Annotated in this window: 27 protein-coding genes; 8 read left to right on the forward strand and 19 right to left on the reverse strand. The window is 54.0% G+C overall.

Annotated features, from left to right (window positions below; genetic code table 11):
* The 9 genes from tuf to fkpA all read right to left on the reverse strand — a co-directional run.
* The coding region (gene tuf, locus OGY35_RS06825; protein WP_286631783.1) for an elongation factor Tu at positions 1-1,148 on the reverse strand (1,148 nt) is incomplete at its 3' end.
* Positions 1,149-1,218: 70 nt separating this feature from the next.
* Positions 1,219-3,333, reverse strand: a complete 2,115-nt coding sequence (fusA, locus tag OGY35_RS06830) for an elongation factor G (protein ID WP_046491016.1) — start codon at positions 3,331-3,333, stop codon at positions 1,219-1,221.
* A 96-nt stretch (positions 3,334-3,429) separates the two neighbouring features.
* Positions 3,430-3,900, reverse strand: a complete 471-nt coding sequence (gene rpsG, locus OGY35_RS06835) for a 30S ribosomal protein S7 (protein ID WP_042322792.1) — start codon at positions 3,898-3,900, stop codon at positions 3,430-3,432.
* A gap of 96 nt (positions 3,901-3,996) precedes the next feature.
* Positions 3,997-4,371 carry a 30S ribosomal protein S12 gene (gene rpsL, locus OGY35_RS06840; RefSeq protein WP_000246815.1) on the reverse strand — a complete coding sequence of 125 codons (375 nt, stop codon included), beginning with the start codon at positions 4,369-4,371 and terminating at the stop codon, positions 3,997-3,999.
* 125 nt (positions 4,372-4,496) lie between these two features.
* The gene (gene tusB / locus OGY35_RS06845; RefSeq protein ID WP_152400216.1) at positions 4,497-4,784 is read right to left on the reverse strand and encodes a sulfurtransferase complex subunit TusB; all 288 of its coding nucleotides are present in this window, start codon (positions 4,782-4,784) and stop codon (positions 4,497-4,499) included.
* Between the two features lie 7 nt (positions 4,785-4,791).
* The gene (gene tusC / locus OGY35_RS06850) at positions 4,792-5,151 is read right to left on the reverse strand and encodes a sulfurtransferase complex subunit TusC (protein WP_286631784.1); all 360 of its coding nucleotides are present in this window, start codon (positions 5,149-5,151) and stop codon (positions 4,792-4,794) included.
* Positions 5,151-5,537 (reverse strand): sulfurtransferase complex subunit TusD, encoded by a 387-nt coding sequence (gene tusD, locus OGY35_RS06855; protein WP_286631785.1) that lies wholly within the window; start codon positions 5,535-5,537, stop codon positions 5,151-5,153. The genes tusC and tusD overlap by 1 nt, the downstream gene beginning before the upstream one ends.
* Positions 5,537-6,259 (reverse strand): helix-turn-helix transcriptional regulator, encoded by a 723-nt coding sequence (locus OGY35_RS06860; protein ID WP_042286247.1) that lies wholly within the window; start codon positions 6,257-6,259, stop codon positions 5,537-5,539. Before OGY35_RS06860 ends, tusD begins: the two co-directional genes overlap by 1 nt.
* A gap of 290 nt (positions 6,260-6,549) precedes the next feature.
* On the reverse strand, positions 6,550-7,374 hold the full coding sequence (gene fkpA, locus OGY35_RS06865; RefSeq protein ID WP_152400218.1) for an FKBP-type peptidyl-prolyl cis-trans isomerase: 825 nt from the start codon (positions 7,372-7,374) through the stop codon (positions 6,550-6,552).
* A gap of 223 nt (positions 7,375-7,597) precedes the next feature.
* Here fkpA and OGY35_RS06870 point away from each other — a divergent pair, with 223 nt between their 5' ends.
* Entirely contained in the window at positions 7,598-7,816 is a 219-nt protein-coding gene (locus tag OGY35_RS06870) for a protein SlyX (protein ID WP_042322802.1), read from the forward strand.
* A 135-nt stretch (positions 7,817-7,951) separates the two neighbouring features.
* Here the strand turns inward: OGY35_RS06870 and slyD are convergent, their stop codons facing one another.
* From slyD to kefG, 4 genes are all read right to left on the reverse strand, one after another.
* Complete coding sequence (gene slyD / locus OGY35_RS06875) at positions 7,952-8,548, reverse strand: peptidylprolyl isomerase (protein WP_178825662.1); 597 nt, start codon at positions 8,546-8,548, stop codon at positions 7,952-7,954.
* A 94-nt stretch (positions 8,549-8,642) separates the two neighbouring features.
* Complete coding sequence (locus tag OGY35_RS06880; protein ID WP_042998388.1) at positions 8,643-8,843, reverse strand: YheV family putative zinc ribbon protein; 201 nt, start codon at positions 8,841-8,843, stop codon at positions 8,643-8,645.
* Positions 8,844-8,852: 9 nt separating this feature from the next.
* The gene (gene kefB / locus OGY35_RS06885; protein WP_286631789.1) at positions 8,853-10,658 is read right to left on the reverse strand and encodes a glutathione-regulated potassium-efflux system protein KefB; all 1,806 of its coding nucleotides are present in this window, start codon (positions 10,656-10,658) and stop codon (positions 8,853-8,855) included.
* Positions 10,658-11,209: a glutathione-regulated potassium-efflux system ancillary protein KefG gene (gene kefG / locus OGY35_RS06890; RefSeq protein ID WP_042322810.1), complete on the reverse strand. Its 552-nt coding sequence runs from the start codon at positions 11,207-11,209 to the stop codon at positions 10,658-10,660. The genes kefB and kefG overlap by 1 nt, the downstream gene beginning before the upstream one ends.
* Before the next feature lie 137 nt (positions 11,210-11,346).
* On the opposite strand from kefG, the gene OGY35_RS06895 reads away from it, so the two are divergent.
* From OGY35_RS06895 to OGY35_RS06910, 4 genes are read left to right on the forward strand one after another with little or no spacing between them, the layout of a single operon-like run.
* A complete protein-coding gene (locus OGY35_RS06895) occupies positions 11,347-13,248 on the forward strand; it encodes an ABC transporter ATP-binding protein (protein WP_286631790.1) in 1,902 nt (633 codons plus the stop codon).
* A 5-nt stretch (positions 13,249-13,253) separates the two neighbouring features.
* Positions 13,254-14,270 carry a hydrolase gene (locus OGY35_RS06900; protein ID WP_235922448.1) on the forward strand — a complete coding sequence of 339 codons (1,017 nt, stop codon included), beginning with the start codon at positions 13,254-13,256 and terminating at the stop codon, positions 14,268-14,270.
* A 2-nt stretch (positions 14,271-14,272) separates the two neighbouring features.
* Complete coding sequence (locus OGY35_RS06905) at positions 14,273-14,491, forward strand: YheU family protein (RefSeq protein ID WP_152400224.1); 219 nt, start codon at positions 14,273-14,275, stop codon at positions 14,489-14,491.
* A 54-nt stretch (positions 14,492-14,545) separates the two neighbouring features.
* Positions 14,546-15,415 (forward strand): phosphoribulokinase, encoded by an 870-nt coding sequence (locus tag OGY35_RS06910; RefSeq protein ID WP_046491247.1) that lies wholly within the window; start codon positions 14,546-14,548, stop codon positions 15,413-15,415.
* Between the two features lie 88 nt (positions 15,416-15,503).
* On the opposite strand, the gene OGY35_RS06915 is transcribed toward OGY35_RS06910, so the two are convergent.
* A complete protein-coding gene (locus OGY35_RS06915; RefSeq protein WP_152400228.1) occupies positions 15,504-15,908 on the reverse strand; it encodes an OsmC family protein in 405 nt (134 codons plus the stop codon).
* Positions 15,909-16,215: 307 nt separating this feature from the next.
* On the opposite strand from OGY35_RS06915, the gene crp reads away from it, so the two are divergent.
* Entirely contained in the window at positions 16,216-16,848 is a 633-nt protein-coding gene (gene crp / locus OGY35_RS06920; RefSeq protein ID WP_000242758.1) for a cAMP-activated global transcriptional regulator CRP, read from the forward strand.
* Between the two features lie 51 nt (positions 16,849-16,899).
* The gene (locus tag OGY35_RS06925; RefSeq protein WP_152400230.1) at positions 16,900-18,987 is read left to right on the forward strand and encodes a YccS/YhfK family putative transporter; all 2,088 of its coding nucleotides are present in this window, start codon (positions 16,900-16,902) and stop codon (positions 18,985-18,987) included.
* A 196-nt stretch (positions 18,988-19,183) separates the two neighbouring features.
* On the opposite strand, the gene argD is transcribed toward OGY35_RS06925, so the two are convergent.
* The 5 genes from argD to ppiA all read right to left on the reverse strand — a co-directional run bounded on the left by argD (position 19,184) and on the right by ppiA (position 22,522).
* A complete protein-coding gene (gene argD, locus OGY35_RS06930; protein ID WP_286631791.1) occupies positions 19,184-20,401 on the reverse strand; it encodes a bifunctional acetylornithine/succinyldiaminopimelate transaminase in 1,218 nt (405 codons plus the stop codon).
* Between the two features lie 85 nt (positions 20,402-20,486).
* The gene (gene pabA / locus OGY35_RS06935) at positions 20,487-21,050 is read right to left on the reverse strand and encodes an aminodeoxychorismate synthase component 2 (RefSeq protein WP_178826619.1); all 564 of its coding nucleotides are present in this window, start codon (positions 21,048-21,050) and stop codon (positions 20,487-20,489) included.
* A 31-nt stretch (positions 21,051-21,081) separates the two neighbouring features.
* Entirely contained in the window at positions 21,082-21,684 is a 603-nt protein-coding gene (locus OGY35_RS06940) for a putative adenosine monophosphate-protein transferase Fic (RefSeq protein WP_152400236.1), read from the reverse strand.
* Positions 21,674-21,841 carry a FicA/YhfG family antitoxin gene (gene ficA / locus OGY35_RS06945; RefSeq protein WP_152400238.1) on the reverse strand — a complete coding sequence of 56 codons (168 nt, stop codon included), beginning with the start codon at positions 21,839-21,841 and terminating at the stop codon, positions 21,674-21,676. The genes OGY35_RS06940 and ficA overlap by 11 nt, the downstream gene beginning before the upstream one ends.
* 108 nt (positions 21,842-21,949) lie before the next feature.
* Positions 21,950-22,522, reverse strand: coding sequence for a peptidylprolyl isomerase A (gene ppiA / locus OGY35_RS06950; RefSeq protein WP_042322832.1), 573 nt, complete (start codon positions 22,520-22,522; stop codon positions 21,950-21,952).
* A gap of 266 nt (positions 22,523-22,788) precedes the next feature.
* Here ppiA and tsgA point away from each other — a divergent pair, with 266 nt between their 5' ends.
* On the forward strand, positions 22,789-23,970 hold the full coding sequence (gene tsgA / locus OGY35_RS06955; RefSeq protein WP_178826625.1) for an MFS transporter TsgA: 1,182 nt from the start codon (positions 22,789-22,791) through the stop codon (positions 23,968-23,970).
* Positions 23,971-24,221: the final 251 nt, after the last annotated feature.

The following is a 24,221-nucleotide window of genomic DNA, read 5'->3' on the forward strand; positions in this document are numbered from 1 at the left end:
GTACGGCCGCCTTCACGGATTGCGAAACGCAGACCGTCGTCCATCGCGATCGGGTGGATCAGGGTAACAACCATTTTGATGTTGTCGCCCGGCATTACCATCTCTACGCCTTCCGGCAGTTCGATGGTGCCAGTCACGTCAGTTGTACGGAAGTAGAACTGCGGACGGTAGCCTTTGAAGAACGGAGTATGACGGCCGCCTTCGTCTTTGGACAGAATGTACACTTCGGATTCGAACATTGTGTGCGGCTTGATGGTACCCGGCTTAGCCAGTACCTGACCACGTTCGATTTCTTCACGTTTGATACCACGCAGCAGAACACCTACGTTCTCACCCGCACGGCCTTCGTCCAGCAGTTTGCGGAACATTTCAACGCCAGTACAGGTAGACTTGGCAGTCTCTTTGATACCAACGATTTCAACTTCTTCGCCAACTTTGATGATACCGCGCTCTACACGACCGGTAACAACGGTACCACGACCGGAGATGGAGAATACGTCTTCGATCGGCAGCAGGAACGGCTTGTCAATCGCACGCTCTGGTTCCGGGATGTAAGAATCCAGGAAGCCAGCCAGTTCGATGATTTTCGCTTCCCACTCTGCTTCGCCTTCCAGCGCTTTCAGAGCAGAACCACGAACGATCGGCGTGTCGTCGCCCGGGAAATCGTACTGAGACAGCAGTTCACGAACTTCCATCTCTACCAGTTCCAGCAGTTCTTCGTCATCAACCATGTCGCATTTGTTCAGGAACACGATGATGTACGGAACGCCTACCTGACGACCCAGCAGGATGTGCTCACGAGTCTGCGGCATCGGGCCGTCAGTCGCAGCAACAACCAGGATCGCGCCGTCCATCTGCGCAGCACCGGTGATCATGTTTTTAACATAGTCGGCGTGGCCCGGGCAGTCTACGTGCGCGTAGTGGCGAGTCGGGGTGTCATATTCAACGTGAGAGGTGTTGATGGTGATACCACGAGCTTTTTCTTCCGGCGCGTTATCGATCTGATCGAATGCGCGAGCAGCACCGCCGTAGGTTTTAGCCAGTACGGTAGTGATGGCAGCGGTCAGGGTAGTTTTACCGTGGTCAACGTGGCCGATGGTGCCGACGTTAACGTGCGGTTTTGTACGTTCAAATTTTTCTTTAGACACGGCTATATTCCTTACTATAGCGCTCTCCCCTTGTGGAGAGAGCACGGGACTTAGGTTTTAATCCTGTGGATTATTTACCACGGGCTTCGATTACGGCCTGAGCAACGTTGTTCGGTGCATCATCATACTTCAGGAATTCCATAGTGTACGATGCGCGACCTTTGGTCAGAGAACGCAGCTGAGTTGCATATCCGAACATTTCAGACAGCGGAACTTCAGCGTGGATCTTAACGCCAGTGACTTCGGATTCCTGACCGCGCAGCATACCGCGACGACGGCTCAAGTCACCGATAACATCACCGGTGTTTTCTTCCGGCGTTTCTACCTCAACCTTCATGATTGGCTCAAGCAGAACTGGTTTAGCTTTCTTAAAGCCTTCTTTAAAGGCAATAGACGCAGCCAGTTTAAACGCCAGTTCAGAGGAGTCAACGTCATGGTAAGAACCGAAGTGCAGACGAACACCCATATCAACAACCGGGTAACCTGCCAGCGGGCCGGCTTTCAGCTGCTCCTGGATACCTTTATCAACGGCCGGGATGTATTCGCCAGGGATTACACCACCTTTAATGTCGTTGACGAACTCGTAGCCTTTCGGGTTAGAACCCGGCTCCAGTGGGTACATGTCGATAACAACATGACCATACTGACCGCGACCACCAGACTGCTTGGCGTGTTTACCTTCGATATCGGTAACTTTCGCACGAATCGCTTCGCGGTAAGCAACCTGAGGTTTACCGACGTTCGCTTCAACGTTGAATTCACGCTTCATACGGTCAACGATGATGTCGAGGTGCAGTTCACCCATACCGGCGATAATGGTCTGGTTAGATTCTTCGTCAGTCCATACGCGGAATGACGGGTCTTCTTTAGCCAGACGACCCAGAGCCAGACCCATTTTTTCCTGGTCAGCTTTGGTTTTCGGTTCTACGGCGATAGAAATTACCGGCTCAGGGAATTCCATACGCTCCAGAATGATCGGCGCATCCGGGTCACACAGGGTGTCACCAGTGGTTACGTCTTTCAGACCGATCGCAGCAGCGATGTCGCCCGCGCGAACTTCTTTGATCTCTTCACGTTTGTTAGCGTGCATCTGAACGATACGGCCGAAACGCTCACGTGCAGATTTCACGGAGTTCAGTACGGTATCACCAGAGTTAACCACACCGGAGTACACACGGAAGAAGGTCAGGTTACCCACGAACGGGTCGGTAGCGATTTTGAATGCCAGTGCAGAGAAAGGCTCTTCGTCGCTAGCGTGACGCTCAGCAGGCGTATCTTTACCGTCGTCCAGGATACCGTTGATCGCAGGTACGTCAACCGGGGATGGCAGGTAATCAATTACCGCATCCAGCATCGCCTGAACACCTTTGTTCTTAAATGCAGAACCACAGGTTACCAGGATGATTTCGTTGTTCAGAACGCGCTGACGCAGAGCTTTTTTGATCTCTTCTTCAGTCAGTTCTTCACCACCCAGGTATTTCTCCATCAGCTCTTCAGAAGCTTCCGCAGCGGACTCGATCAGGTTCTGGTGCCATTCTTCAGCCAGTTCCTGCATGTCAGCCGGGATATCTTCATAAGTGAAGGTAACGCCTGCATCTGCTTCGTTCCAGTTGATGGCTTTCATTTTCACCAGGTCAACAACACCGGTGAACGCTTCTTCAGCGCCAATTGCCAGCTGCAGCGGAACAGGGTTCGCGCCCAGACGGGTTTTGATCTGACCAACAACTTTCAGGAAGTTCGCACCCATACGGTCCATTTTGTTAACGAACGCAATGCGCGGAACTTTATATTTGTTTGCCTGACGCCATACGGTTTCAGACTGCGGCTGAACACCACCAACTGCGCAGTAAACCATTACCGCACCATCAAGAACACGCATGGAACGTTCTACTTCGATTGTGAAGTCAACGTGCCCCGGGGTGTCGATGATGTTTACACGATGCGGTTCATACTGCTTAGCCATACCAGACCAGAATGCAGTAGTCGCTGCGGAAGTGATAGTAATACCACGTTCCTGCTCCTGCTCCATCCAGTCCATGGTGGCCGCGCCGTCATGAACTTCACCGATTTTATGGTTTACACCGGTGTAGAACAGAATACGTTCGGTAGTAGTGGTTTTACCGGCGTCGATGTGCGCACTGATACCGATGTTACGGTAACGTGCGATGGGTGTTGTACGAGCCATTTGATTCCTCGTTTATCTTTTAGGCGTTCAATTTAAGTAGCCCAAAGCGGGCTGCTTACTGGAAGCGCCCGCTTGGTGACTAAAACTCCGAAGGGATTACCAACGGTAGTGTGCGAACGCCTTGTTGGCTTCTGCCATACGGTGAACGTCTTCACGTTTCTTAACTGCAGTACCTTTGTTGTCTGCAGCATCAGAAAGTTCGTTCGCCAGGCGCAGAGCCATGGATTTATCACCGCGTTTACGAGCAGCTTCAACGATCCAACGCATTGCCAGGGCATTACGACGAACCGGACGGACTTCAACTGGTACCTGATAAGTAGAACCACCAACGCGGCGAGACTTAACTTCGACAGTCGGGCGCACGTTTTCGAGAGCGACTTCGAAAGCTTCCAGTTCAGATTTACCAGAGCGCTGAGCCAGGGTCTCCAGCGCGCTGTATACGATTGTTTCGGCAGTAGATTTTTTACCATCTACCATCAGGATATTTACAAATTTAGCCAGCAGTTCTGATCCGAACTTCGGATCCGGCAGAATTTTACGCTGACCAATGACGCGACGACGTGGCATGGAAATACTCCGTTGTTAATTCAGGATTGTCCAAAACTCTACGAGTTTAGTTTGACATTTAAGTTAAAACGTTTGGCCTTACTTAACGGAGAACCATTAAGCCTTAGGACGCTTCACGCCATACTTGGAGCGAGCTTGCTTACGGTCTTTAACGCCAGAGCAGTCAAGCGCACCGCGTACGGTGTGGTAACGAACACCCGGGAGGTCTTTAACACGACCGCCACGGATCAGGATCACGGAGTGCTCCTGCAGGTTGTGACCTTCACCACCGATGTAGGAAGTCACTTCGAAACCGTTAGTCAGACGAACACGGCATACTTTACGCAGTGCGGAGTTCGGTTTTTTAGGAGTGGTAGTATATACACGAGTACATACACCACGTTTTTGCGGGCATGCTTCCAGCGCAGGCACGTTGCTTTTTGCAACTTTGCGAGCGCGTGGTTTGCGTACCAGCTGGTTAACTGTTGCCATTAAATAGCTCCTGGTTTTAGCTTTTGCTTCGTAAACACGTAATAAAACGACCTCATACAATATGAGGACGCCGAATTTTAGGGCGGTGTCGAAAAGGTGTCAAGAAATATACAGCGATCACACAATCACCAGGCCATCTGGCTGGCGTGCTTAACCGTAAGTCTGACGAAGTCAGTATAGTCAACCCTGACGACACTGTCTGAAATTTGACCACCCAAACCGCGAGCTTCAATGTCTTCTTTCAGTGCGTAAACAGTTATGGGGGTATTTTGCAGGCTTTCAAGGAAGCGGCTGCCTTCTACTGCGGCGACGACGCCATCCTGGAGCAATAAAAGTTCATCGCCTTCTGCGATCAGGCGCTGAATAGCAGAGAAATCAGAGTGCCACGCGGAGCGGTGTAAAGTATGCAGCATGAGAACCTCAAAACCTCAGGATGACATCATAGTTGCCCAGTTCGCGACGCAGCGCGTCTGGCTCCAGCGGTGTCGCATCAACGACAAAACTTACGCCTTCCCCGAGTCCCCTCTCGCGCAGCGAGGCGGCACATAACCAGCACTGTTCGATATCGTACAGTCCCAGAAGTTTGAAGGTCGCAATATAGTCGCGGGCCAGAATGACATCCGGTTTTTGTCCCTGCAGGATCTGAAAGACGCCATCACCAATAAAGAAGACGCCGATCTCTTCGGTTAATGCCGAGGTGGCCAACAGCGCGTCCAGCCCTTCGCGACCCGATGCACTCCCGTGCGGCATGGTGGAAAAGACAAAGGCAATACGTTTCATCAGAACTGTACCACGCGATCGCAGGTAAGTGAGGCTTGTGCCAGCGCGCCCAGTCCGCTGAGGATAAAACCCGGCTGCAGATTGGCAGACGCCAGCCCCAGCCTGCCCGCTTCAGTTTCATCGACCACACCGCGACGCAGTGCCGCCGCCACACAGATGTTCAGTTCAACGCCATGCTGTGTATTCATTTGTTGCCAGGCCCGGACCAGATCAAATTCATCACTGGCCGGAGAGGTCAGTTGGTTGGCGTTATACACGCCTTCCCGATAGAAAAAGACGCTGCTTAACGTATGGCCTTCTTCAATCAGCGCCTGAGCAAACTGCAGTGCGCTGCTCGCCTGCTGGGTACCATATGCCGGACCGGTAACCACAATGGCAAAACGCATTACTTATCTTGCCCCTGGAAGTCACCACTCTTGAACTGGCGAATATAGAGGTACACGGTGTGCTTGGAGATATTCAGACGATCGGCAACCTGGTTGATCGCGTCCTTAATATCGAAGATGCCTTTCTCATACAGATTCAGAACGATCTGGCGGTTCTTGGCATTATTGGAGACATTACGATCGGCGTTCACCTCTTCAATGGTGAACTCCAGCGTCTGCGTCACCAGATCTTCTACAGAAGAGGCGAAGTTAACAGACGATCCGACTTCCGGGGTCTCCGGCGGAATAAAGGTATTCATGATCTGCGAGAACGGGACATCAAGGTTCATGTTGATGCACAGCAGACCAATCACGCGATGCTCGCGATTGCGAATGGCAATCGTCACTGACTTCATCAGAACGCCGCTTTTCGCACGGGTAAAATAGCATTTGGAAACGCTGCTATCTGCACCGGTCATATCGTGCAGCATTCGTAACGCAAGGTCAGTAATCGGTGAACCGATTTTACGTCCCGTGTGTTCACCATTGGCAATGCGAATAGCGGAACATTTCAAATCCTGCAAAGAGTGCAATACGATTTCACAGTGAGAACCAATGAGCATCGCTAACCCGTCCACCACCGCTTCGTAGGATTTCAGAATATCAAAGTCGGTTTGATCGAAAGGACGTTGATCCAGTAAGTCGAGCTCACTGGTTTCGTTGGTTAAAAGCGACCTGGACATGAAAAAAAACACTCCTTTTCAGGAGCCTGTCGTTATGTTTTCAGGGCAGGCTCATTAATTTTGTGGATGGTTAAATTAATACAGAGGGGCTTCCACTTTCCACTATTAATTATACACGTCATCCTTCAGACTGCCTCAGCGTTGGTTTCGCTCGTTCGCCCCAGTCACGTACTGATGTACGCGCCAGGGGATTCACTCCCTGACCGCCTTGATGCAACTTGAATGATTTTGTGTATGTATCCGGCCTGCATAAAAAAACCGCCGCTCTGTTCGGCGGCGGTTCTCAATTTTTATTTTTTAGCGGCATCTGCTGCTTTTGCATCAGCTTCTGCTGCTGCTTCTGGCTTGTCATCCGCCTTCGGTGCCGGCTTGATATCCAGCAGTTCTACGTCGAATACCAGCGTGGAGTTAGCTGGGATCCCCGGAACGCCGGTTTTACCGTAAGCCAGCTCTGGTGGGATGACCATCTTGATCTTCCCGCCTTTCTTAATGTTCTTCAGACCTTCAGTCCAGCCAGGAATCACACCGTCCAGACGGAAAGAGAGCGGCTCGCCACGGGTATAGGAGTTATCGAACTCTTTACCGTCGATCAGCGTCCCTTTGTAGTTCACCACCACAGTGTCGCTGTCTTTCGGCGCTTCGCCCGTACCGGCTTTCTCCACTTTGTAGAGCAGGCCCGTTGAAGAGGTCTTCACATCTTTCTCTTTCGCAAACTTGGTGCGGAACTCTTTGCCTTTGGTTTCGTTGTCAGCCGCGTCTTTTTCCATCTTCGCCTGAGCGGAGGCTTTCACGCGTGCTTCAAATGCTTGCAGAGTCTGTTCGATTTCCTGGTCAGACAGTTTGCTCTTATCAGCAAACGCATCCTGAACGCCGGCGATCAGTTGGTCTTTGTCCAGTTTGATGCCCAGTTTTTCCTGCTCTTTCAGGGAGTTTTCCATATAGCGGCCCAGCGATGCGCCCAGTGCATAAGCCGATTTCTGGTCGTCATTTTTGAACGCGGCTTTGCTGTCAGCAGCGGCGGCCGGTTTTGCGGCTTCGGCTGCGAAGGTGATCGGGGCGTGCAGAGCAACGGCCATCGTGGTCGCCAGCAGAGTGACTTTAAACAGTGATTTCATCCATATCTCCAGGGCCGGGGCATCTCACCCCATGGTTAACTTTTATGTGAGAAGCGTACTATAAAGCGTTGTTGAACAAATCAACATACAGACATACCTGATAATCGCTTCTTTTGAGACTCTTTTTGTTTAAATTAGTTTCGATGAGAAGGAATCAGGGCTGTGTATTCGGATAAAGTTAAGTAGAATCCGCCGCGACCAGAGACAATCGATGAGGTGAATCATGCAGGATACAACGATGGAAACCCGACTGGCCGAGCTGGAAAGTCGGCTGGCTTTTCAGGAAATCACCATTGAAGAGCTCAACGTAACGGTAACCGCTCACGAGATGGAAATGGCCAAATTGCGCGATCATCTGCGACTGCTGACGGAGAAACTCAAGGCGAGCCAGCCTTCCAATATCGCCTCTCAGGCCGAAGAGACGCCGCCGCCTCATTATTGAGACATAAAAAAAGCGGGTTTATCCCGCTTTTTTGTGGCTCATTGCCGGATGGCGGCGCAAGCGCCTTATCCGGCCTACTCATACCAATGAACCCGTAGGCCTGATAAGCGTAGCGCCATCAGGCATTATGACCTTTTAGTGGCAACCGCAGCCGCCGTTGCCTTTACCGCCACCACCGCAGCAGCCTTCGCCGCCGTGCTCGTGACCGTGGTCATGGCCGTGACCGCCGCAGCAGCCGTCGTGATCGTGCTCATGGTCGTGACCGTGCGCACCGTGAACGTGGCCATGAGCCAGCTCTTCTTCGGTCGCTTCGCGGATCGCCACAACTTCAACGTTGAACTTCAGATTCTGACCTGCAAGCATGTGGTTGCCATCAACCACAACGTGGTCGTCTTCCACTTCGGTAATTTCTACCGGTACCGGACCCTGGTCAGTTTCAGCCAGGAAACGCATGCCAACCTGCAGTTCATCAACGCCCATGAAGACGTCTTTAGGAACGCGCTGCACCAGGTTTTCGTCGTACTGACCGTAAGCGTCGTTCGCGCCTACAGCAACATCAAATTTGTCGCCAACATCGTGACCTTCCAGCGCTGTTTCCAGGCCAGAGATCAGGGAACCGTGACCATGCAGGTAGTCCAGCGGCGCACTCACCGGAGACTCATCAACCAACACACCGTCTTCTGTACGTACCTGATAGGCCAGGCTGACCACCAGGTCTTTTGCTACTTTCATGATATCTCCTGAGCGTGGGAAAATTGCTGGCGCAGATTGTAGCGGAAATCTGCACCTGTGTACCCCTTAGCTTAAAAAATCTCGGGCCATATCGCTAGTCTGGATGAAAGATCCCGATCACTTGCTCTTCTTTGCGCACGTGATCGCGGACTTCTTTATCCGCTTCCCGCATCTGATGCCCGCACTTAACACATTCAACAATATCGATATTATTCTCGCGCCACATCGCCAGAGAATCCTGCGCCTGGCAGGAAGGGCATTTCGCCCCTGCAATAAAACGTTTACGGATTGCCATACTTATCCTCTATTCGAATTCATCCCAGCCATCCAGTTGGCGTCGCTCTTGTTGCATCTCGCGCTGGAAAATCTCCTCCAGCTCGCGTCTGGCTTCTCTGGCGCGAGAGATTTGTAGCGTATCGGTATGCATCGGGATGAGCTCCCTCAGCATCCGCATATCCAGCCGGCGGAAATGCAGTTGCGCCCGCTGCGCCTGATGGGGATGCATTCCCAACGACACCAGCGTTTTGCGCCCCAGCTCCAGTGCACTGGAGAAGGTCTCACGGGAAAACTGCACGACCCCCGCCTGTAATAACTCATGTGCTTCGACACGTCCGCGCGCTCGCGCAAGAATATGCAAATGCGGAAAATGCTGTTGGCAGATCTCCACCAGCTTCATCGTATCTTCCGGCTCATTACAGGTAATGACGATGGATTCCGCCGCCTCGGCACCGGCAGAACGCAGCAGGTCCACCTGCGTCGCATCACCGTAATAAACCTTATAGCCGTATTTGCGCATCAGATTCACCGCACTGATGTCCCGCTCCAGCACGGTAATGCGCATCTTATTTGCCATCAGCAAACGACCGATGACCTGACCAAAACGACCAAAGCCCACCACGATGACCTGCGGCTTGTCATCCTCGACCCACGGCATTTCATCTTCTTCATCCGGACCGTTAAGCTGGCGGGAAAGCCATTTGTCGATAAGCTTCATCAGCATCGGCGTGGTCATCATCGACAGCGTGACGGTCACCAGCAGAAGCGCCATCTGGTCGCCCTGAAACAGCCGCTGCGATGACGCGCTCGAGAACAGCACAAAGGCAAACTCTCCCCCCTGACTCAATACGCCAGCAAACTGCATTCTTTCAGAACTGCGCAGACCGTACAGTCGCGCCAGCAGATAAAGGACCAGCGTTTTGACCGCCACCAGCACCACCACGCTTGCCACGACCCACAACAGATGGGTGTACAGCACGCCCAGATTGAGCGACATCCCGACCGAAATGAAGAAGAGGCCCAGCAGCAGTCCCTTGAACGGATCGATCGCGGTTTCCAGCTCATGCCGGTATTCGCTTTCCGCTAGCAGCACCCCCGCGATAAACGTGCCGAGCGCCATCGACAGCCCCAGCGCATCCATAAACAGTGCCGATCCCAGCACCAGCAGCAGCGTGGCGGCGGTAAACACTTCGCGCACACCGGACGCCGCAATAAACCGGAATACCGGGCGCAGCAAATAGCGTCCGCCAATCAGCATGCCGGCAAACGCCAGCACCTTCATGCCGATCTTCATCCAGTCAAAGTGTTCATCCGCCGACCCGGCTAACAGCGGCACCAGCGCTAATGCCGGGATCACAGCCAGATCCTGGAACAGTAAAACCGAAAAGCCCAACTGCCCGGATTCGCTGCGGTTCATCCCTTTTTCGCGCATCAGTTGCAGCGCCATCGCAGTTGACGACATCGCGAGGCCAATCCCGCCGACGACCGCCGCCTGCCATGAGAAATCAGTCAACATCAGCAATCCGGCCAACAGCGCCGCGCTGAGCAAAACCTGCGCCGCTCCGACGCCAAAGATAGAACGTCGAAGCTGCCAGAGTTTCGACGGATTCAGCTCCAGTCCGATGATAAACATCAGAAACACAACGCCCAGCTCGGAGAAGTGGAGGATTTCATCCACGTCGCTGATGAACCCCAGTCCCCACGGACCAATGGCAATCCCCGCCAGCAAATAGCCCAACACGGCGCCAATACCCAGCCGCGATGCCAGAGGCACCGCAGCCACCGCCGCGAAGAGAAACAGCACTCCCGCGGTCAATAAATCGGAACCTTCCATCAGCGGCCTCCCACAGGAACGGGATGAGCAAGCCAGTCGCCATACGCTTTTGCATGGCTTTCCAGCTCCTGCGCGCTTTGTCGTCTGGCCCAGTAGATAATAATGGGACTCAGCCAGTGCATTCGGCACATTCCTGCCGTCAGTTCGAATGGCCGCAATACATCGCTCATTGGATAGCGATTCAGCGCGTCATAGCGATAGGCGCTCTCCGGTTCACCGGTGGTGATGACGCTGCGCCAGTACTTTCCCGCAAGCTGATTTCCCCCGGGGCCGCTGGCAAAGCCACGGCTCAACACGCGATCCAGCCACTCTTTGAGCAGTGCCGGACAGCTATAGGTGTACAGCGGATGCTGAAACACGATCACGTCATGCTCACGCAGTAACGCCTGCTCATGCGGGATATCGATAAAAAAATCAGGATAGTGCGCGTAGAGATCGTGCACCGTAACGTTGCTGAGCTGCGTGGCCGGCTTAAGCAGTACCCGATTTGCCACCGAGTCCTGAGATTCCGGATGGGCATACAGCAGCAAGACCTTTGCTGGCTGAGACATCATCCCCCTCCCGGTTTTGTTTCTGTTTTTGTGTATAGTCGTCGTTTTGGGCTACCATTGCGGCCCGGTGCGGAAAATGGCCCACACCTTACATTATCATAATGATAAATTAACATAGTCTGAACATACGGCACCTTATGATTGTTTTCTCCTCGTTACAAATTCGTCGCGGCGTGCGCGTCTTACTGGACAATGCCACTGCCACCATCAATCCGGGCCAGAAAGTCGGTCTGGTGGGTAAGAACGGCTGCGGGAAATCTACCCTGCTGGCATTGCTGAAAAATGAAATCATCGCAGATGCCGGCGGTTTTACCTTCCCCGGAAGCTGGCAACTGGCATGGGTAAATCAGGAAACACCGGCACTGCCCCAGCCCGCGCTGGAATATGTCATTGACGGCGACCGCGAATACCGTCAACTGGAAGCGCAGTTGCACGACGCCAACGAACGTAACGATGGACACGCCATTGCCACCGTCCACGGCAAGCTGGATGCCATCGACGCCTGGACCGTGCGTTCCCGCGCGGCCAGCCTGTTGCATGGTCTCGGCTTCTCTAATGAACAACTGGAACGTCCGGTGAGCGACTTTTCCGGCGGCTGGCGTATGCGTCTCAACCTGGCCCAGGCGTTAATTTGTCGCTCCGATCTCCTCCTGCTCGATGAACCGACCAACCACCTCGATCTGGATGCAGTTATCTGGCTGGAAAAATGGCTGAAGAGCTATCAGGGCACTCTGATTCTGATCTCCCACGACCGCGACTTCCTCGATCCGGTGGTGGATAAAATCATTCATATCGAACAACAAACCCTGTTCGAGTACACCGGCAACTACAGCGCGTTTGAAATTCAACGTGCAACGCGTCTGGCCCAGCAGCAGGCGATGTACGAAAGCCAACAGGAGCGCGTGGCGCATCTGCAAAGCTACATTGATCGCTTCCGCGCCAAAGCCACGAAAGCGAAGCAGGCGCAGAGCCGTATCAAGATGCTGGAACGCATGGAGCTGATTGCCCCGGCGCATGTCGACAACCCGTTCCATTTCAGCTTCCGCGCGCCGGAGAGCCTGCCGAACCCGCTGCTGAAAATGGAGAAAGTGAGCGCCGGTTATGGTGAACGCATTATCCTGGACTCGATCAAACTGAACCTGGTGCCGGGTTCGCGCATTGGCCTGCTGGGACGTAACGGCGCGGGTAAATCCACGCTCATCAAACTGCTGGCAGGTGAACTGACTCCCGTCAGCGGTGAAATCGGGCTGGCGAAGGGCATCAAGCTCGGTTACTTCGCTCAACACCAGCTCGAGTATTTGCGCGCGGATGAGTCGCCGTTGCAGCATCTGGTGCGACTGGTGCCACAAGAGCTGGAACAGAAGCTACGCGATTATCTGGGCGGTTTCGGCTTCCAGGGAGATAAAGTCAGCGAAGAGACACGCCGTTTCTCCGGTGGCGAAAAGGCACGACTGGTGCTGGCGCTGATCGTCTGGCAGCGGCCGAACCTGCTACTGCTCGATGAACCGACCAACCACCTTGATCTCGACATGCGTCAGGCGTTAACCGAAGCGTTGATTGAATTTGAAGGCGCACTGGTGGTGGTCTCGCACGACCGCCATTTGCTGCGCTCCACGACCGACGATCTGTATCTGGTGCATGACCGCAAGGTCGAGCCGTTCGATGGCGATCTGGAAGATTATCAGCAGTGGCTGAGCGACGTGCAGAAGCAGGAAAACCAGGCTGACGACGCCCCAAAAGAGAACGTCAACAGCGCGCAGGCGCGTAAAGATCAGAAGCGTCGTGAAGCCGAACTGCGCACGCAAACCCAGCCGCTGCGTAAGGAGATAGCCCGTCTGGAAAAAGAGATGGAGAAACTGAACGCGCAGTTGGCGCAGGCGGAAGAGAAGCTGGGCGACAGCGAACTTTACGACCAGGGCCGCAAAGCCGAGCTGACGGAATGTCTGCAACAGCAGGCCAGCGCCAAAGCCGGACTGGAAGAGTGCGAAATGGCCTGGCTGGACGCCCAGGAGCAACTCGAGCAGATGCTGAGCGAGTAACGGCGATGACACACGTAATCCTTCACGATCCTGAAATGCCGAACGGCAGCAGTGACGAATTTCGCCCGATGCGCGGTATCAGTAACTGTCATTTGCAGACCATGCTGCCGCGTTTGATCCGGCGAAAAGTGAATTTCGACGCCCACTGGCAGCGTCTGGAATTACCCGACGGCGACTTTGTTGATCTGGCATGGAGTGAAGATCCGCATCAGGCGAAGCACAAGCCGCGCCTGGTGGTGTTTCATGGTCTGGAAGGCAGTCTGAACAGTCCGTACGCGCATGGCCTGATTGAAGCGGCAAAGAATCGTGGCTGGCTTGGCGTGGTGATGCATTTTCGCGGCTGCAGCGGCGAGCCCAATCGTCTGAATCGCATTTATCACTCGGGCGAAACCGAAGACGGGACCTGGTTCTTAGGCTGGTTGCAGCGGGAATTTGGCAATGCGCCAACGGCCGCCGTGGGCTATTCGCTTGGCGGAAACGTGCTGGCGTGTCTGCTGGCAAAAGAGGGAAAAAACATCCCGCTCGACGCGGCGGTCATTGTCTCAGCGCCCTTTGTGCTGGAAGCCTGCAGCTACCATATGGATAAAGGCTTTTCCCGTGTTTATCAGCGCTATCTGCTCAACCTGCTGAAGGCTAACGCGTCACGCAAGCTGGCGGCCTATCCCGGTTCGCTACCGGTAAGCCTGGCGCAGTTGAAATCCTTGCGCCGTATCCGTGAGTTTGACGATCTCATCACCGCCAAAATTCACGGTTTCGCCGATGCTATCGACTACTATCGTCAGTGTAGCGCAATGCCCTTGCTCAGTGACATCGCCATTCCGACGCTGATCATCCACGCGAAAGACGACCCGTTTATGGACAGTCATGTGATCCCCAAAGCGGAAGATTTACCGCCGCAGGTGGAATATCAGTTAACGGAACACGGCGGTCACGTCGGGTTTATCGGCGGGACATTGCGTCGGCCAGAAATGTGGCTCGAGTCGCGCATTCCTGACTGGCTGACACCGTACCTGGAGGCATAATTATGCAGATCCCCTGGCAAGACCTTTCCCCCGAGACGCTGGACAATCTGATCGAAAGCTTTGTGTTGCGCGAAGGCACCGATTATGGTGAACATGAACGTACCCTTGAGCAAAAAGTCGCCGACGTTAAACGCCAGTTGCAGTGTGGAGAAGCGATACTGGTGTGGTCCGAGTTGCACGAAACCGTCAACATCATGCCGCACAAACCATTTCGCGAATAACCTGCACGCTATCGGCCGACTATAATAAAAAATCAATTTATTGATGGAGTTAACATGTCTGCCAAACATCCGGTGATAGCGGTAACAGGATCCAGCGGCGCGGGGACCACCACCACCAGCCTCGCGTTTCGTAAAATTTTTGCGCAGCTCAACCTGCGTGCCGCCGAGGTGGAAGGCGACAGTTTTCATCGCTATACCCGCCCGGAAATGGATATGGCGATCCGCAAAGCGCGCGACGCCGGACGCCACATCAGCTATTTTGGCCCCGACGCCAATGACTTCGGTCTGCTGGAACAGACGTTTGTTGAGTACGGTCAGACGGGCAAAGGCCAGTCGCGCAAATATCTGCATACCTACGATGAAGCGGTCCCGTGGAACCAGGTACCAGGGACCTTCACCCCGTGGCAACCCCTGCCGGAACCTACAGACGTGCTGTTCTATGAAGGCCTGCACGGCGGTGTCGTCACACCGCAGCATGAGGTCGCAAGCCATGTTGACCTGCTGGTCGGCGTTGTCCCCATCGTTAACCTGGAGTGGATCCAGAAACTGATCCGTGATACCAGCGAGCGGGGCCATTCTCGTGAAGCGGTGATGGATTCCGTGGTGCGTTCTATGGACGACTACATCAACTACATTACGCCGCAGTTCTCCCGCACCCACATTAACTTTCAGCGCGTCCCCACCGTGGACACGTCAAACCCGTTTGCAGCCAAAGGTATTCCATCGCTAGATGAGAGCTTTGTGGTGATTCATTTCCGCAATCTGGAAGGGATCGATTTCCCCTGGCTGCTGGCAATGCTGCAAGGTTCATTTATTTCTCACATCAATACATTGGTAGTGCCTGGCGGCAAAATGGGGCTGGCCATGGAGCTGATTATGTTGCCGTTGGTACAGCGACTGATGGAAGGGAAAAAAATCGAGTAAGGTAAGATTTTGCCGGATGGCGGCGTTGCGTTATCCGGCCTACTCCTGTCGTAGGCCTGATAAGTGCAGTGCCATCAGGCAAGGATCATCAGGCAGCAATCACTTCATACGAATGGGTAATATTGACCGCTTTTTCCAGCATTAACGCCACGGAGCAATACTTCTCTGCCGACAGATCGACCGCACGCGAAACGGCGGCATCCTTCAGGTCGTGACCCGTGACAATAAAATGCAGATTGATGTGGGTGAACAGGCGGGGTGCCTCTTCGCGACGTTCTGAAGTCAGTTTCACTTCGCAGTTCGTCACATCCTGACGACCTTTTTGCAGGATAGAAACCACGTCAATCGCGCTGCACCCCCCTGCCGCCATCAACACCATTTCCATCGGGCTCGGCGCTTTATCACCGGAGTTACCGTCCATCAAAATCTGGTGACCGGAAGCCGACTCACCCAGGAAGGTTAACCCTTCAACCCATTTAACACGCGCTTGCATATTTTTTAACTCCAGTGCGTCAATTTTCCTGACAGATTACGCGTACATAACAATTCTCGCAACGGAAGGCGACCTCCGTCATGCTGAAGCGAGACACCAGGAGACACACGGCTAAAGCTATGCTAAAACAGTCAGGATGCTACAGTAATACATTGATGTACTACATGTATGCAGAGGACTTCACATTAAAGGCTGCAGTTCGTTTTTGACGGCCTCTTCCCAGGACGAGGGAAGCACATTTTTGCAACCCCAGAGACAGCGGATTTTTTTGGCTCTGGAGACAGCTTATAACAGAGGATAATCGCGCATGGTGCTTGGCAAACCGCAAACAGACCCGACACTTGAATGGTTCTTGTCTCATTGCCACATTCATAAGTACCCGTCCAAGAGCACGCTGATTCACCAGGGTGAAAAAGCAGAAACGTTGTACTACATCGTTAAAGGCTCAGTGGCAGTGTTGATTAAAGATGAGGAAGGGAAAGAAATGATCCTTTCTTATCTGAATCAGGGTGATTTCATTGGCGAACTGGGCCTGTTTGAAGAAGGCCAGGAACGTAGCGCATGGGTTCGAGCGAAAACAGCGTGTGAAGTGGCTGAAATTTCCTACAAGAAATTCCGCCAGTTGATCCAGGTGAACCCAGATATTCTGATGCGCCTGTCTTCCCAAATGGCTCGCCGCCTGCAAGTCACTTCGGAGAAAGTCGGTAACCTGGCCTTCCTCGATGTGACCGGTCGTATCGCCCAGACGCTGCTGAATCTGGCGAAACAGCCTGATGCGATGACTCACCCGGACGGTATGCAGATCAAAATCACTCGCCAGGAGATTGGCCAGATCGTTGGCTGCTCTCGCGAAACCGTTGGTCGTATTCTGAAGATGCTGGAAGATCAGAACCTGATCTCCGCTCACGGTAAAACGATCGTCGTTTACGGCACTCGTTAATCTCATCGGAAATGACGCGCTACCAGGTAGCGCGTCATTTTTGTTTTGCCAATGTGGCGCAGACTGATTTATCACCCAGAAATCAACTATGCACTACGTCAAACGCTGGTGCTCTGTTTGCCCGTGGCCGTCGGCCTGCTCATTGGGCAGTTACATCTTGGCCTGCTCTTCTCTCTCGTTCCCGCCTGCTGCAACATTGCCGGGCTTGATACTCCGCACAAACGCTTTTTCAAACGCCTGATTATCGGGGCGTCGCTGTTTGCCGGCTGTAGCCTGATCATGCAACTGCTGCTGGCGCAGGCGATACCGTTACCCCTGATCCTGACCGGACTGACGCTCACGCTCGGCGTCACTGCGGAATTGAGCTCCCTTCACGCCCGCCTGCTTCCAGCCTCGTTGATTGCAGCGATTTTCACACTGAGCCTCGCAGGGAACATGCCGGTCTGGGAGCCTCTGCTGATCTACGCACTGGGCACGCTATGGTACGGATTGTTTAACTGGTTCTGGTTTTGGCTCTGGCGCGAACAGCCGCTTCGCGAGTCGCTGAGCCTGTTATACCGTGAACTGGCGGATTACTGCGAAGCCAAATACAGTATGCTGACCCAGCATACTGATCCGGAAAAAGCCCTGCCGCCACTGCTGATGCGCCAGCAGAAAGCGGTCGACCTCATCACCCAGTGCTATCAGCAGATGCACATGCTGTCGGCGCACCGCAACAATGACTACAAGCGGATGCTGCGCGCCTTTCAGGAAGCACTGGATCTGCAGGAGCATATCTCCGTCAGTCTGCATCAGCCGGAAGAAGTGCAAAAGCTGGTCGAACGCAGCCATGCGGAACAGGTGATTCGCTGGAATGCGCAAACGGTCGCCGCTCGCCTGCGCGTACTGGCGGATGACATTCTCTATCACCGACTGCCGACGCGGTTCACCATGCAAAAGCAGATTGGCGCGCTGGAAAAAATTGCTAATCAGCATCCGGATAACCCCGTCGGGCAGTTCTGTTACTGGCATTTCAGCCGTATCGCCCGCGTGCTTCGCACTCAGCGCCCACTCTACGCCCGCGATCTGATGGCCGATAAACAGCGTCGGTTACCGCTGCTGCCGGCGCTGAAAAACTACCTCTCGTTGAAATCTCCGGCGCTGCGTAACGCCGGGCGTATCAGCGTAATGCTCAGCATTGCCAGTCTGATGGGGTCCGCGTTACATCTGCCGAAACCTTACTGGATCCTGATGACCGTTCTGTTTGTGACGCAAAATGGTTACGGTGCCACCCGCGTGCGTATTCTGCACCGTTCGGCGGGAACGCTGGTGGGGCTGATTATCGCAGGCGTGACGCTGCACTTTCATATTCCTGAGGGGTATACGCTGGCACTGATGCTGGCAATCACCCTGGTCAGCTATCTGACCATCCGGAAAAACTACGGTTGGGCGACGGTAGGATTTACCATCACCGCGGTGTATACCTTGCAACTCCTGACGCTGGACGGCGAGCAGTTCATTATCCCGCGATTTGTCGATACGGTCATAGGCTGCCTGATTGCATTTGGGGGTACCGTCTGGCTGTGGCCGCAATGGCAGAGCGGTCTGTTGCGTAAAAACGCCCATGACGCGCTGGAGGCCGATCAGGAGGCCATTCGCCTGATTCTAAGCAACGATCCGCAACCGACGCCGCTCGCCTGGCAACGTATGCGGGTCAACCAGGCACACAACACGTTGTTCAACTCGCTCAATCAGGCGATGCAGGAACCCGGCTTCAACACCCATTATCTGGAAGATATGAAGCTGTGGGTAACGCACAGCCAGTTTATCGTCGAACACATCAATGCGATGACCACGCTGGCGCGCGAGCATACGATGCTCACGCCGGATCTGGCGCAACGATACCTGCAATCGTGTGAAATTGCGCTGCAACGCTGTCAGCAGCGACTGGAGTATGACGGGCCTGGCAGCTCAGGGGATGTGAATATTCTGGAAGCGCCAGAGATGCTTTCCCACGGACCGTTAAGTACCCTGGAACAGCATCTGCAGCGTGTTATCGGCCACCTGAACACTATGCATACCATCTCGTCAGTGGCATGGCGTCAGCGGCCGCACCACGGAATCTGGCTCAGCCGCCGCTTGCGGGATATGCGGGGTTAACACTGATTGCCGGATGGCGGCGTAACGCCTTATCCGGCCTACATGGAGCGCGTTATCGACAACAAGCCTGATAAGCGCAGCGCCATCAGGCAGAGAGTTAACTGATTACCGGATGGCGGCGTAACGCCTTATCCGGCCTACATGGAGCGTGTTATCGACAACAAGCCTGACAAGCGCAGTGCCATCAGGCAAACTGTTAACCGACAATTTTTGCGACAGCGTCGGCAAAACGCAGCATCCCTTCGTCGATATCCGCCTCTTCCACCACCAGCGATGGCGCAAAGCGCATCACGTCCGGCCCCGCATTCAACACCATTACGCCGGCATCCGCCGCCGCATAGAGGAAATCGCGCGCGCGTCCTTTGTACTGCGGTTGCAACTCGGCACCAATCAACAGGCCCATGCCGCGAATGTCGCTAAACACGTGGTACTGCTCATCAATCTGTTGCAGATGTTGAACAAATTTCTGCCGTTTCGCCACCACGCCGCCCAGCACATCCGGGGTGTTGATGATGTCGAACGCCGCCTCTGCTACCGCGCAGGCTAGCGGGTTGCCGCCGTAGGTTGATCCATGAGAGCCGACGTGAAACGCTGAGGCGATCTCCTGAGTCGTCAATACCGCACTCACCGGGAAGCCGCCGCCCAGGGCTTTCGCACTGGTAAGAATATCCGGCGTCACGCCGTAGTGCATATAGGCAAAGAGGTCGCCGGTGCGCCCCATTCCGCATTGCACTTCATCAAACACCAGCAGCGCCTGATGCTGACTGCAGAGGTCACGCAGACCTTGCAGGAACGCCGGCGTTGCGGCCAGAACGCCGCCCTCACCCTGTACAGGTTCAACCACGACAGCGCAGGTATGGTCATCCATCACCGCCTTCACGGCGTGGAGATCGTTAAACGGAACGTGGACGATATCCGCCGGTTTTGGACCGAAGCCATCAGAATACTTCGGCTGTCCACCCACGGTAACGGTAAACAACGAGCGGCCGTGGAACGCATTATGAAAGGCAATGATTTTGGTTTTGAACGGGCTATGGCGCACACAGGCGTAATGACGCGCCAGCTTGAACGCCGTTTCGTTGGCTTCTGTCCCGGAGTTCATGAACAGCACGCGCTCGGCAAAGGTGGCGTCGATGATTTTTCGCCCCAGACGCAGTGCGGGTTCGTTGGTGAAAACGTTACTGGTATGCCAGAGCGTTTCGCCCTGGGTTTTCAGGGCCTCCACCAGCGCCGGATGGCAGTGCCCCAGCGCAGTCACCGCAATCCCGCCCGCGAAATCAACGTAGTCCTTGCCCTGCTGATCCCAGACCCGGCTGCCTTTCCCTTTTACCGGAATAAATTCTGCCGGTGCATAAATTGGCAGAATGACTTCATCAAAAGTTGCCCGGGTTACTGCCGTTTGTTCAGTTGCCATCTCATGACCATCCAGTTACGCAAAAATGAATGTGAAAATATAATCACAAAATATGCATAAAAAATCATCAGATAGCAACCACAAATCACCGACTGAGGAAATTGGCCAGCAGCTGATGACCCTGTTCGCTGAGAATACTTTCCGGATGAAACTGCACGCCCTCCAGATCCCACGTCGTATGGCGGATCCCCATAATCTCCTGCGTTTCGCTCCAGGCGGTCACCTCAAAGCAGTCGGGAAGCGTGGCGGGATCGATGAGAAGCGAATGGTAACGGGTGACGGTAAGGGGGTTAGTTAGCCCCTGAAACACGCCCTGTCCCGTATGGCGGATGGGCGACGTTTTTCCGTGCATCACTTTTGCGGCGCGCACGATTGTCGCGCCAAATGCCTGCGCCATCGCCTGATGCCCCAGACAAACACCCAGTATCGGCAAACGACCGGCATAGTGGCGAATCACGTCCAGCGAAATTCCGGCATCATCCGGGGTACAGGGGCCGGGCGAGATGACGATTTTTTGCGGATTCAGCGCATCGATCTGCGACAGCGTCAACTCGTCATTACGCTTAACCCGCACGTCAGCGCCCAGCTCGCAAAAATACTGGTAGAGGTTCCAGGTGAAAGAATCGTAGTTATCGATAAGCAGGATCATGGCGGCTCCGGTCCAGGAAAACCGCGCTATTCTACTCAGTTTCCTCGGCTTCGCTTACCCCTTTACGAAATATCGCCTGTAAAGCACTAAGGTCGCCCATCGCCCCTTCCTGATTCGCCCGATTCCACTCCGCCACCGAAACATCCCCCCAGTGAAGAAGATAACCGGCATGAATAGCCAGTTGTTCGAAGAAAATCCGCTGCGCCATGCCGCTGCCGAGACGAAACGGATGCAGCACGTTGATCTCACAGTAATAATGCGCAAGACGATTGACGAATTTCTCTTCCGGCAGTCCCATCAGGTAGCCCTCTTCTTCCAGATCCTGCATCAGGGCATTGCCCTCTTTTTCGATGTAGGCGAAGTGGCAGAAACGGGTATCTCCCTGATAGATATCCACTTCACGCAGGTGGCCTGCCCAGTCGAAAACGTCCTGGTAAAGCTGACGATGAATCGCACACAGGTGAGGTAACCCGCGCTTCGCCGGTCCCAGTTCGATGGTCGCCGCACGCAGCGCGGTGAGTTCGTAAGCGGCCTGTTCCAGACGTTCGACCTGGTGGATCCCCAGACGGTTACGCATCACGTTCAGTCCGGGGTAGAGATACGGATCGCGGTCGTCGCCGATTTTAGCGCTCATAGTGCCTCCGGAGTTCTTCCAGACGCGTCAGCGCCTCTGCGGCATTAAGCGTGATTAGCGGATGTTCGACGCCCTCAAGACGGCGACTGGCCTGAAAATTCACGTTTCGCTGCTGTTCCCAGAGCCGGGATTTTTGCCTGTCGGTGAGTTTTTTCACTTTACGCCTCCCTGATTGATCCGTGTTTGCCACAAGTATAAGCAGCAAAACGCGGTTACGCAGGGAGGATGAAACGACGCGGGCCAGCAATGCCCGCGCGGGAAAGGATTACGGCAGAACTTTTGCGGACAGGATAACAACCGGTTTTGACGGCACATTCTGGTAAGGGCCGACATCATGGGTCGGAACCTGGGAGATCTTATCAGCCACGTCCATCCCTTTCACAACTTTACCAAATACGGCATAACCGAAGTCACGCTGGCCGTGATCGAGGAAGGCGTTATCCGCTACGTTGATAAAGAACTGGCTGGTCGCGCTGTCTTTATCGGCAGTACGCGCCATCGCGATGGTGCCGCGCGTGTTGCGCAGGCCGTTGTCGGCTTCGTTTTTAATCGGAGGATTGGGTTTCTTCTGCTGCATCTGTTCAGTGAAGCCACCGCCCTGGACCATGAAGCCCGGAATCACGCGGTGAAACGTGGTGTTGTTATAGAAACCGTTGTTCACATAATCGACAAAGTTTTGCACTGAAACAGGCGCTTTTTGGCTATTCAGTTCCAGTTCAATATTACCTGCAGAGGTTGTCAGCAAAACGTGCGGATCCCCTTTTGCTGCCAACGCCGCGGGAGAGAGAGCAGAAAGGGCGAAAACAGCTGCAACAGCCGCCAGGGTCGATTTGAGCATGAGATTTCCTTTAGGAGAGCGGTAACAAAAGCCAGTGGTTCGATTCTAAAGAGCCTTCAGGGACAAGGCCATCCCTTTACCTAATTTTACGTACCAGAAACATCTGTAACTTTGATGGGCCGGCCAAGAATTGTGATGTTTATCACACTAAAAATTGCAACACAGCCAGAAGTTGCCAATAAACATTTAAATACATCACTAAAACGCCTAAAATCTGCCCGCCCACAGCGCTGTCAACGCGCTTTACTTCCATTTACAGGCCAGTCATGACTAACAGCAATCGTATCAAGCTCACATGGATTAGCTTTCTCTCCTACGCCCTCACCGGTGCGTTGGTGATTGTCACCGGGATGGTGATGGGAAACATCGCAGAGTATTTCCATCTGCCGGTTTCCAGTATGAGTAACACTTTCACCTTCCTGAACGCCGGTATTTTGATCTCCATTTTCCTCAATGCCTGGCTGATGGAAATCATCCCGTTGAAAACGCAGCTGCGTTTCGGCTTCATCCTGATGGTGCTGGCCGTAGCAGGACTGATGTTCAGCCATAGCCTGGCCCTGTTCTCCGCTGCGATGTTTGTACTGGGGCTGGTCAGCGGGATCACGATGTCGATTGGTACGTTCCTGATTACACAGATGTATGAAGGCCGTCAGCGCGGCTCTCGTCTGCTGTTTACCGACTCCTTTTTCAGCATGGCTGGGATGATCTTCCCAATGGTTGCCGCGTTCCTGCTGGCGCGCAGCATCGAATGGTATTGGGTGTACGCCTGTATCGGACTGGTCTATGTCGTTATTTTCCTTCTGACCTTTGGCTGCGAATTCCCGCCGCTGGGCAAACACGCGCCACAGAGCGACACGCCGGCAGTGAAAGAAAAATGGGGCATCGGCGTCTTGTTCCTGTCCATTGCGGCGCTGTGTTACATCCTGGGCCAGTTGGGCTTCATCTCCTGGGTACCTGAGTACGCAAAAGGGCTGGGAATGAGTCTGAACGACGCCGGCACACTGGTCAGCAATTTCTGGATGTCGTACATGTTCGGGATGTGGGCCTTCAGCTTCATTCTGCGTTTTTTCGATTTGCAGCGCATTCTGACGGTGCTGGCCGCCCTGGCTACCGTGCTGATGTACCTGTTCATCACCGGTACGCCTGAGCATATGCCGTGGTGTATTCTGGCACTGGGCTTCTTCTCGAGCGCCATCTATACCACCATCATCACCCTGGGTTCGCAGCAGACCAAAGTGGCTTCGCCAAAACTGGTTAACTTCGTACTGACCTGCGGCACCATCGGCACCATGCTGACGTTTGTCGTCACCGGTCCTATCGTGGCGCACAGCGGCCCTCAGGCTGCCCTGCTTACCGCGAATGGCCTGTACGCCATTGTCTTCGTTATGTGCTTCATCCTCGGCTTTGTCACTCGTCATCGCCAGCATGGGACACCAGCAGCACAGTAATGTGATTAGCCGGATAACAACGCGTTGCGTCTTATCCGGCCTACGCAGGGCGATCGTTTTTGCCGGCCGGATTAGGCGCAGCCGCCATCCGGCATTTTATCGTTTGTCTCCCCTTCCCCGAACGGCGTAGGCCACCCAATCTCTAGTGGTAGTCCTCCGACGCTAAAAGCCCCTCAATTTGTATGTTATTCATACAATCGCGAAAAGTCTGATATTTCCACAACTTAAGAAAATGCTGACAAATCAGCAAT

The sequence above is a fragment of the Citrobacter sp. Ct235 genome (genome assembly GCF_030332305.1).
Classification (GTDB): Bacteria; Pseudomonadota; Gammaproteobacteria; order Enterobacterales; family Enterobacteriaceae; genus Citrobacter_A; species Citrobacter_A telavivensis.

What these genes read in the sequence shown, in the direction of transcription:
- fusA (WP_046491016.1), bottom strand. Translation starts at nt 3,333, where the DNA reads ATGGCTCGTACAACACCCATCGCACGTTACCGTAACATCGGTATCAGT.
- rpsG (WP_042322792.1), bottom strand. Translation starts at nt 3,900, where the DNA reads ATGCCACGTCGTCGCGTCATTGGTCAGCGTAAAATTCTGCCGGATCCG.
- rpsL (WP_000246815.1), bottom strand. Translation starts at nt 4,371, where the DNA reads ATGGCAACAGTTAACCAGCTGGTACGCAAACCACGCGCTCGCAAAGTT.
- tusB (WP_152400216.1), bottom strand. Translation starts at nt 4,784, where the DNA reads ATGCTGCATACTTTACACCGCTCCGCGTGGCACTCTGATTTCTCTGCT.
- tusC (WP_286631784.1), bottom strand. Translation starts at nt 5,151, where the DNA reads ATGAAACGTATTGCCTTTGTCTTTTCCACCATGCCGCACGGGAGTGCA.
- tusD (WP_286631785.1), bottom strand. Translation starts at nt 5,537, where the DNA reads ATGCGTTTTGCCATTGTGGTTACCGGTCCGGCATATGGTACCCAGCAG.
- OGY35_RS06860 (WP_042286247.1), bottom strand. Translation starts at nt 6,259, where the DNA reads ATGTCCAGGTCGCTTTTAACCAACGAAACCAGTGAGCTCGACTTACTG.
- fkpA (WP_152400218.1), bottom strand. Translation starts at nt 7,374, where the DNA reads ATGAAATCACTGTTTAAAGTCACTCTGCTGGCGACCACGATGGCCGTT.
- OGY35_RS06870 (WP_042322802.1), top strand. Translation starts at nt 7,598, where the DNA reads ATGCAGGATACAACGATGGAAACCCGACTGGCCGAGCTGGAAAGTCGG.
- slyD (WP_178825662.1), bottom strand. Translation starts at nt 8,548, where the DNA reads ATGAAAGTAGCAAAAGACCTGGTGGTCAGCCTGGCCTATCAGGTACGT.
- OGY35_RS06880 (WP_042998388.1), bottom strand. Translation starts at nt 8,843, where the DNA reads ATGGCAATCCGTAAACGTTTTATTGCAGGGGCGAAATGCCCTTCCTGC.
- kefB (WP_286631789.1), bottom strand. Translation starts at nt 10,658, where the DNA reads ATGGAAGGTTCCGATTTATTGACCGCGGGAGTGCTGTTTCTCTTCGCG.
- kefG (WP_042322810.1), bottom strand. Translation starts at nt 11,209, where the DNA reads ATGTCTCAGCCAGCAAAGGTCTTGCTGCTGTATGCCCATCCGGAATCT.
- OGY35_RS06895 (WP_286631790.1), top strand. Translation starts at nt 11,347, where the DNA reads ATGATTGTTTTCTCCTCGTTACAAATTCGTCGCGGCGTGCGCGTCTTA.
- OGY35_RS06900 (WP_235922448.1), top strand. Translation starts at nt 13,254, where the DNA reads ATGACACACGTAATCCTTCACGATCCTGAAATGCCGAACGGCAGCAGT.
- OGY35_RS06905 (WP_152400224.1), top strand. Translation starts at nt 14,273, where the DNA reads ATGCAGATCCCCTGGCAAGACCTTTCCCCCGAGACGCTGGACAATCTG.
- OGY35_RS06910 (WP_046491247.1), top strand. Translation starts at nt 14,546, where the DNA reads ATGTCTGCCAAACATCCGGTGATAGCGGTAACAGGATCCAGCGGCGCG.
- OGY35_RS06915 (WP_152400228.1), bottom strand. Translation starts at nt 15,908, where the DNA reads ATGCAAGCGCGTGTTAAATGGGTTGAAGGGTTAACCTTCCTGGGTGAG.
- crp (WP_000242758.1), top strand. Translation starts at nt 16,216, where the DNA reads ATGGTGCTTGGCAAACCGCAAACAGACCCGACACTTGAATGGTTCTTG.
- OGY35_RS06925 (WP_152400230.1), top strand. Translation starts at nt 16,900, where the DNA reads ATGTGGCGCAGACTGATTTATCACCCAGAAATCAACTATGCACTACGT.
- argD (WP_286631791.1), bottom strand. Translation starts at nt 20,401, where the DNA reads ATGGCAACTGAACAAACGGCAGTAACCCGGGCAACTTTTGATGAAGTC.
- pabA (WP_178826619.1), bottom strand. Translation starts at nt 21,050, where the DNA reads ATGATCCTGCTTATCGATAACTACGATTCTTTCACCTGGAACCTCTAC.
- OGY35_RS06940 (WP_152400236.1), bottom strand. Translation starts at nt 21,684, where the DNA reads ATGAGCGCTAAAATCGGCGACGACCGCGATCCGTATCTCTACCCCGGA.
- ppiA (WP_042322832.1), bottom strand. Translation starts at nt 22,522, where the DNA reads ATGCTCAAATCGACCCTGGCGGCTGTTGCAGCTGTTTTCGCCCTTTCT.
- tsgA (WP_178826625.1), top strand. Translation starts at nt 22,789, where the DNA reads ATGACTAACAGCAATCGTATCAAGCTCACATGGATTAGCTTTCTCTCC.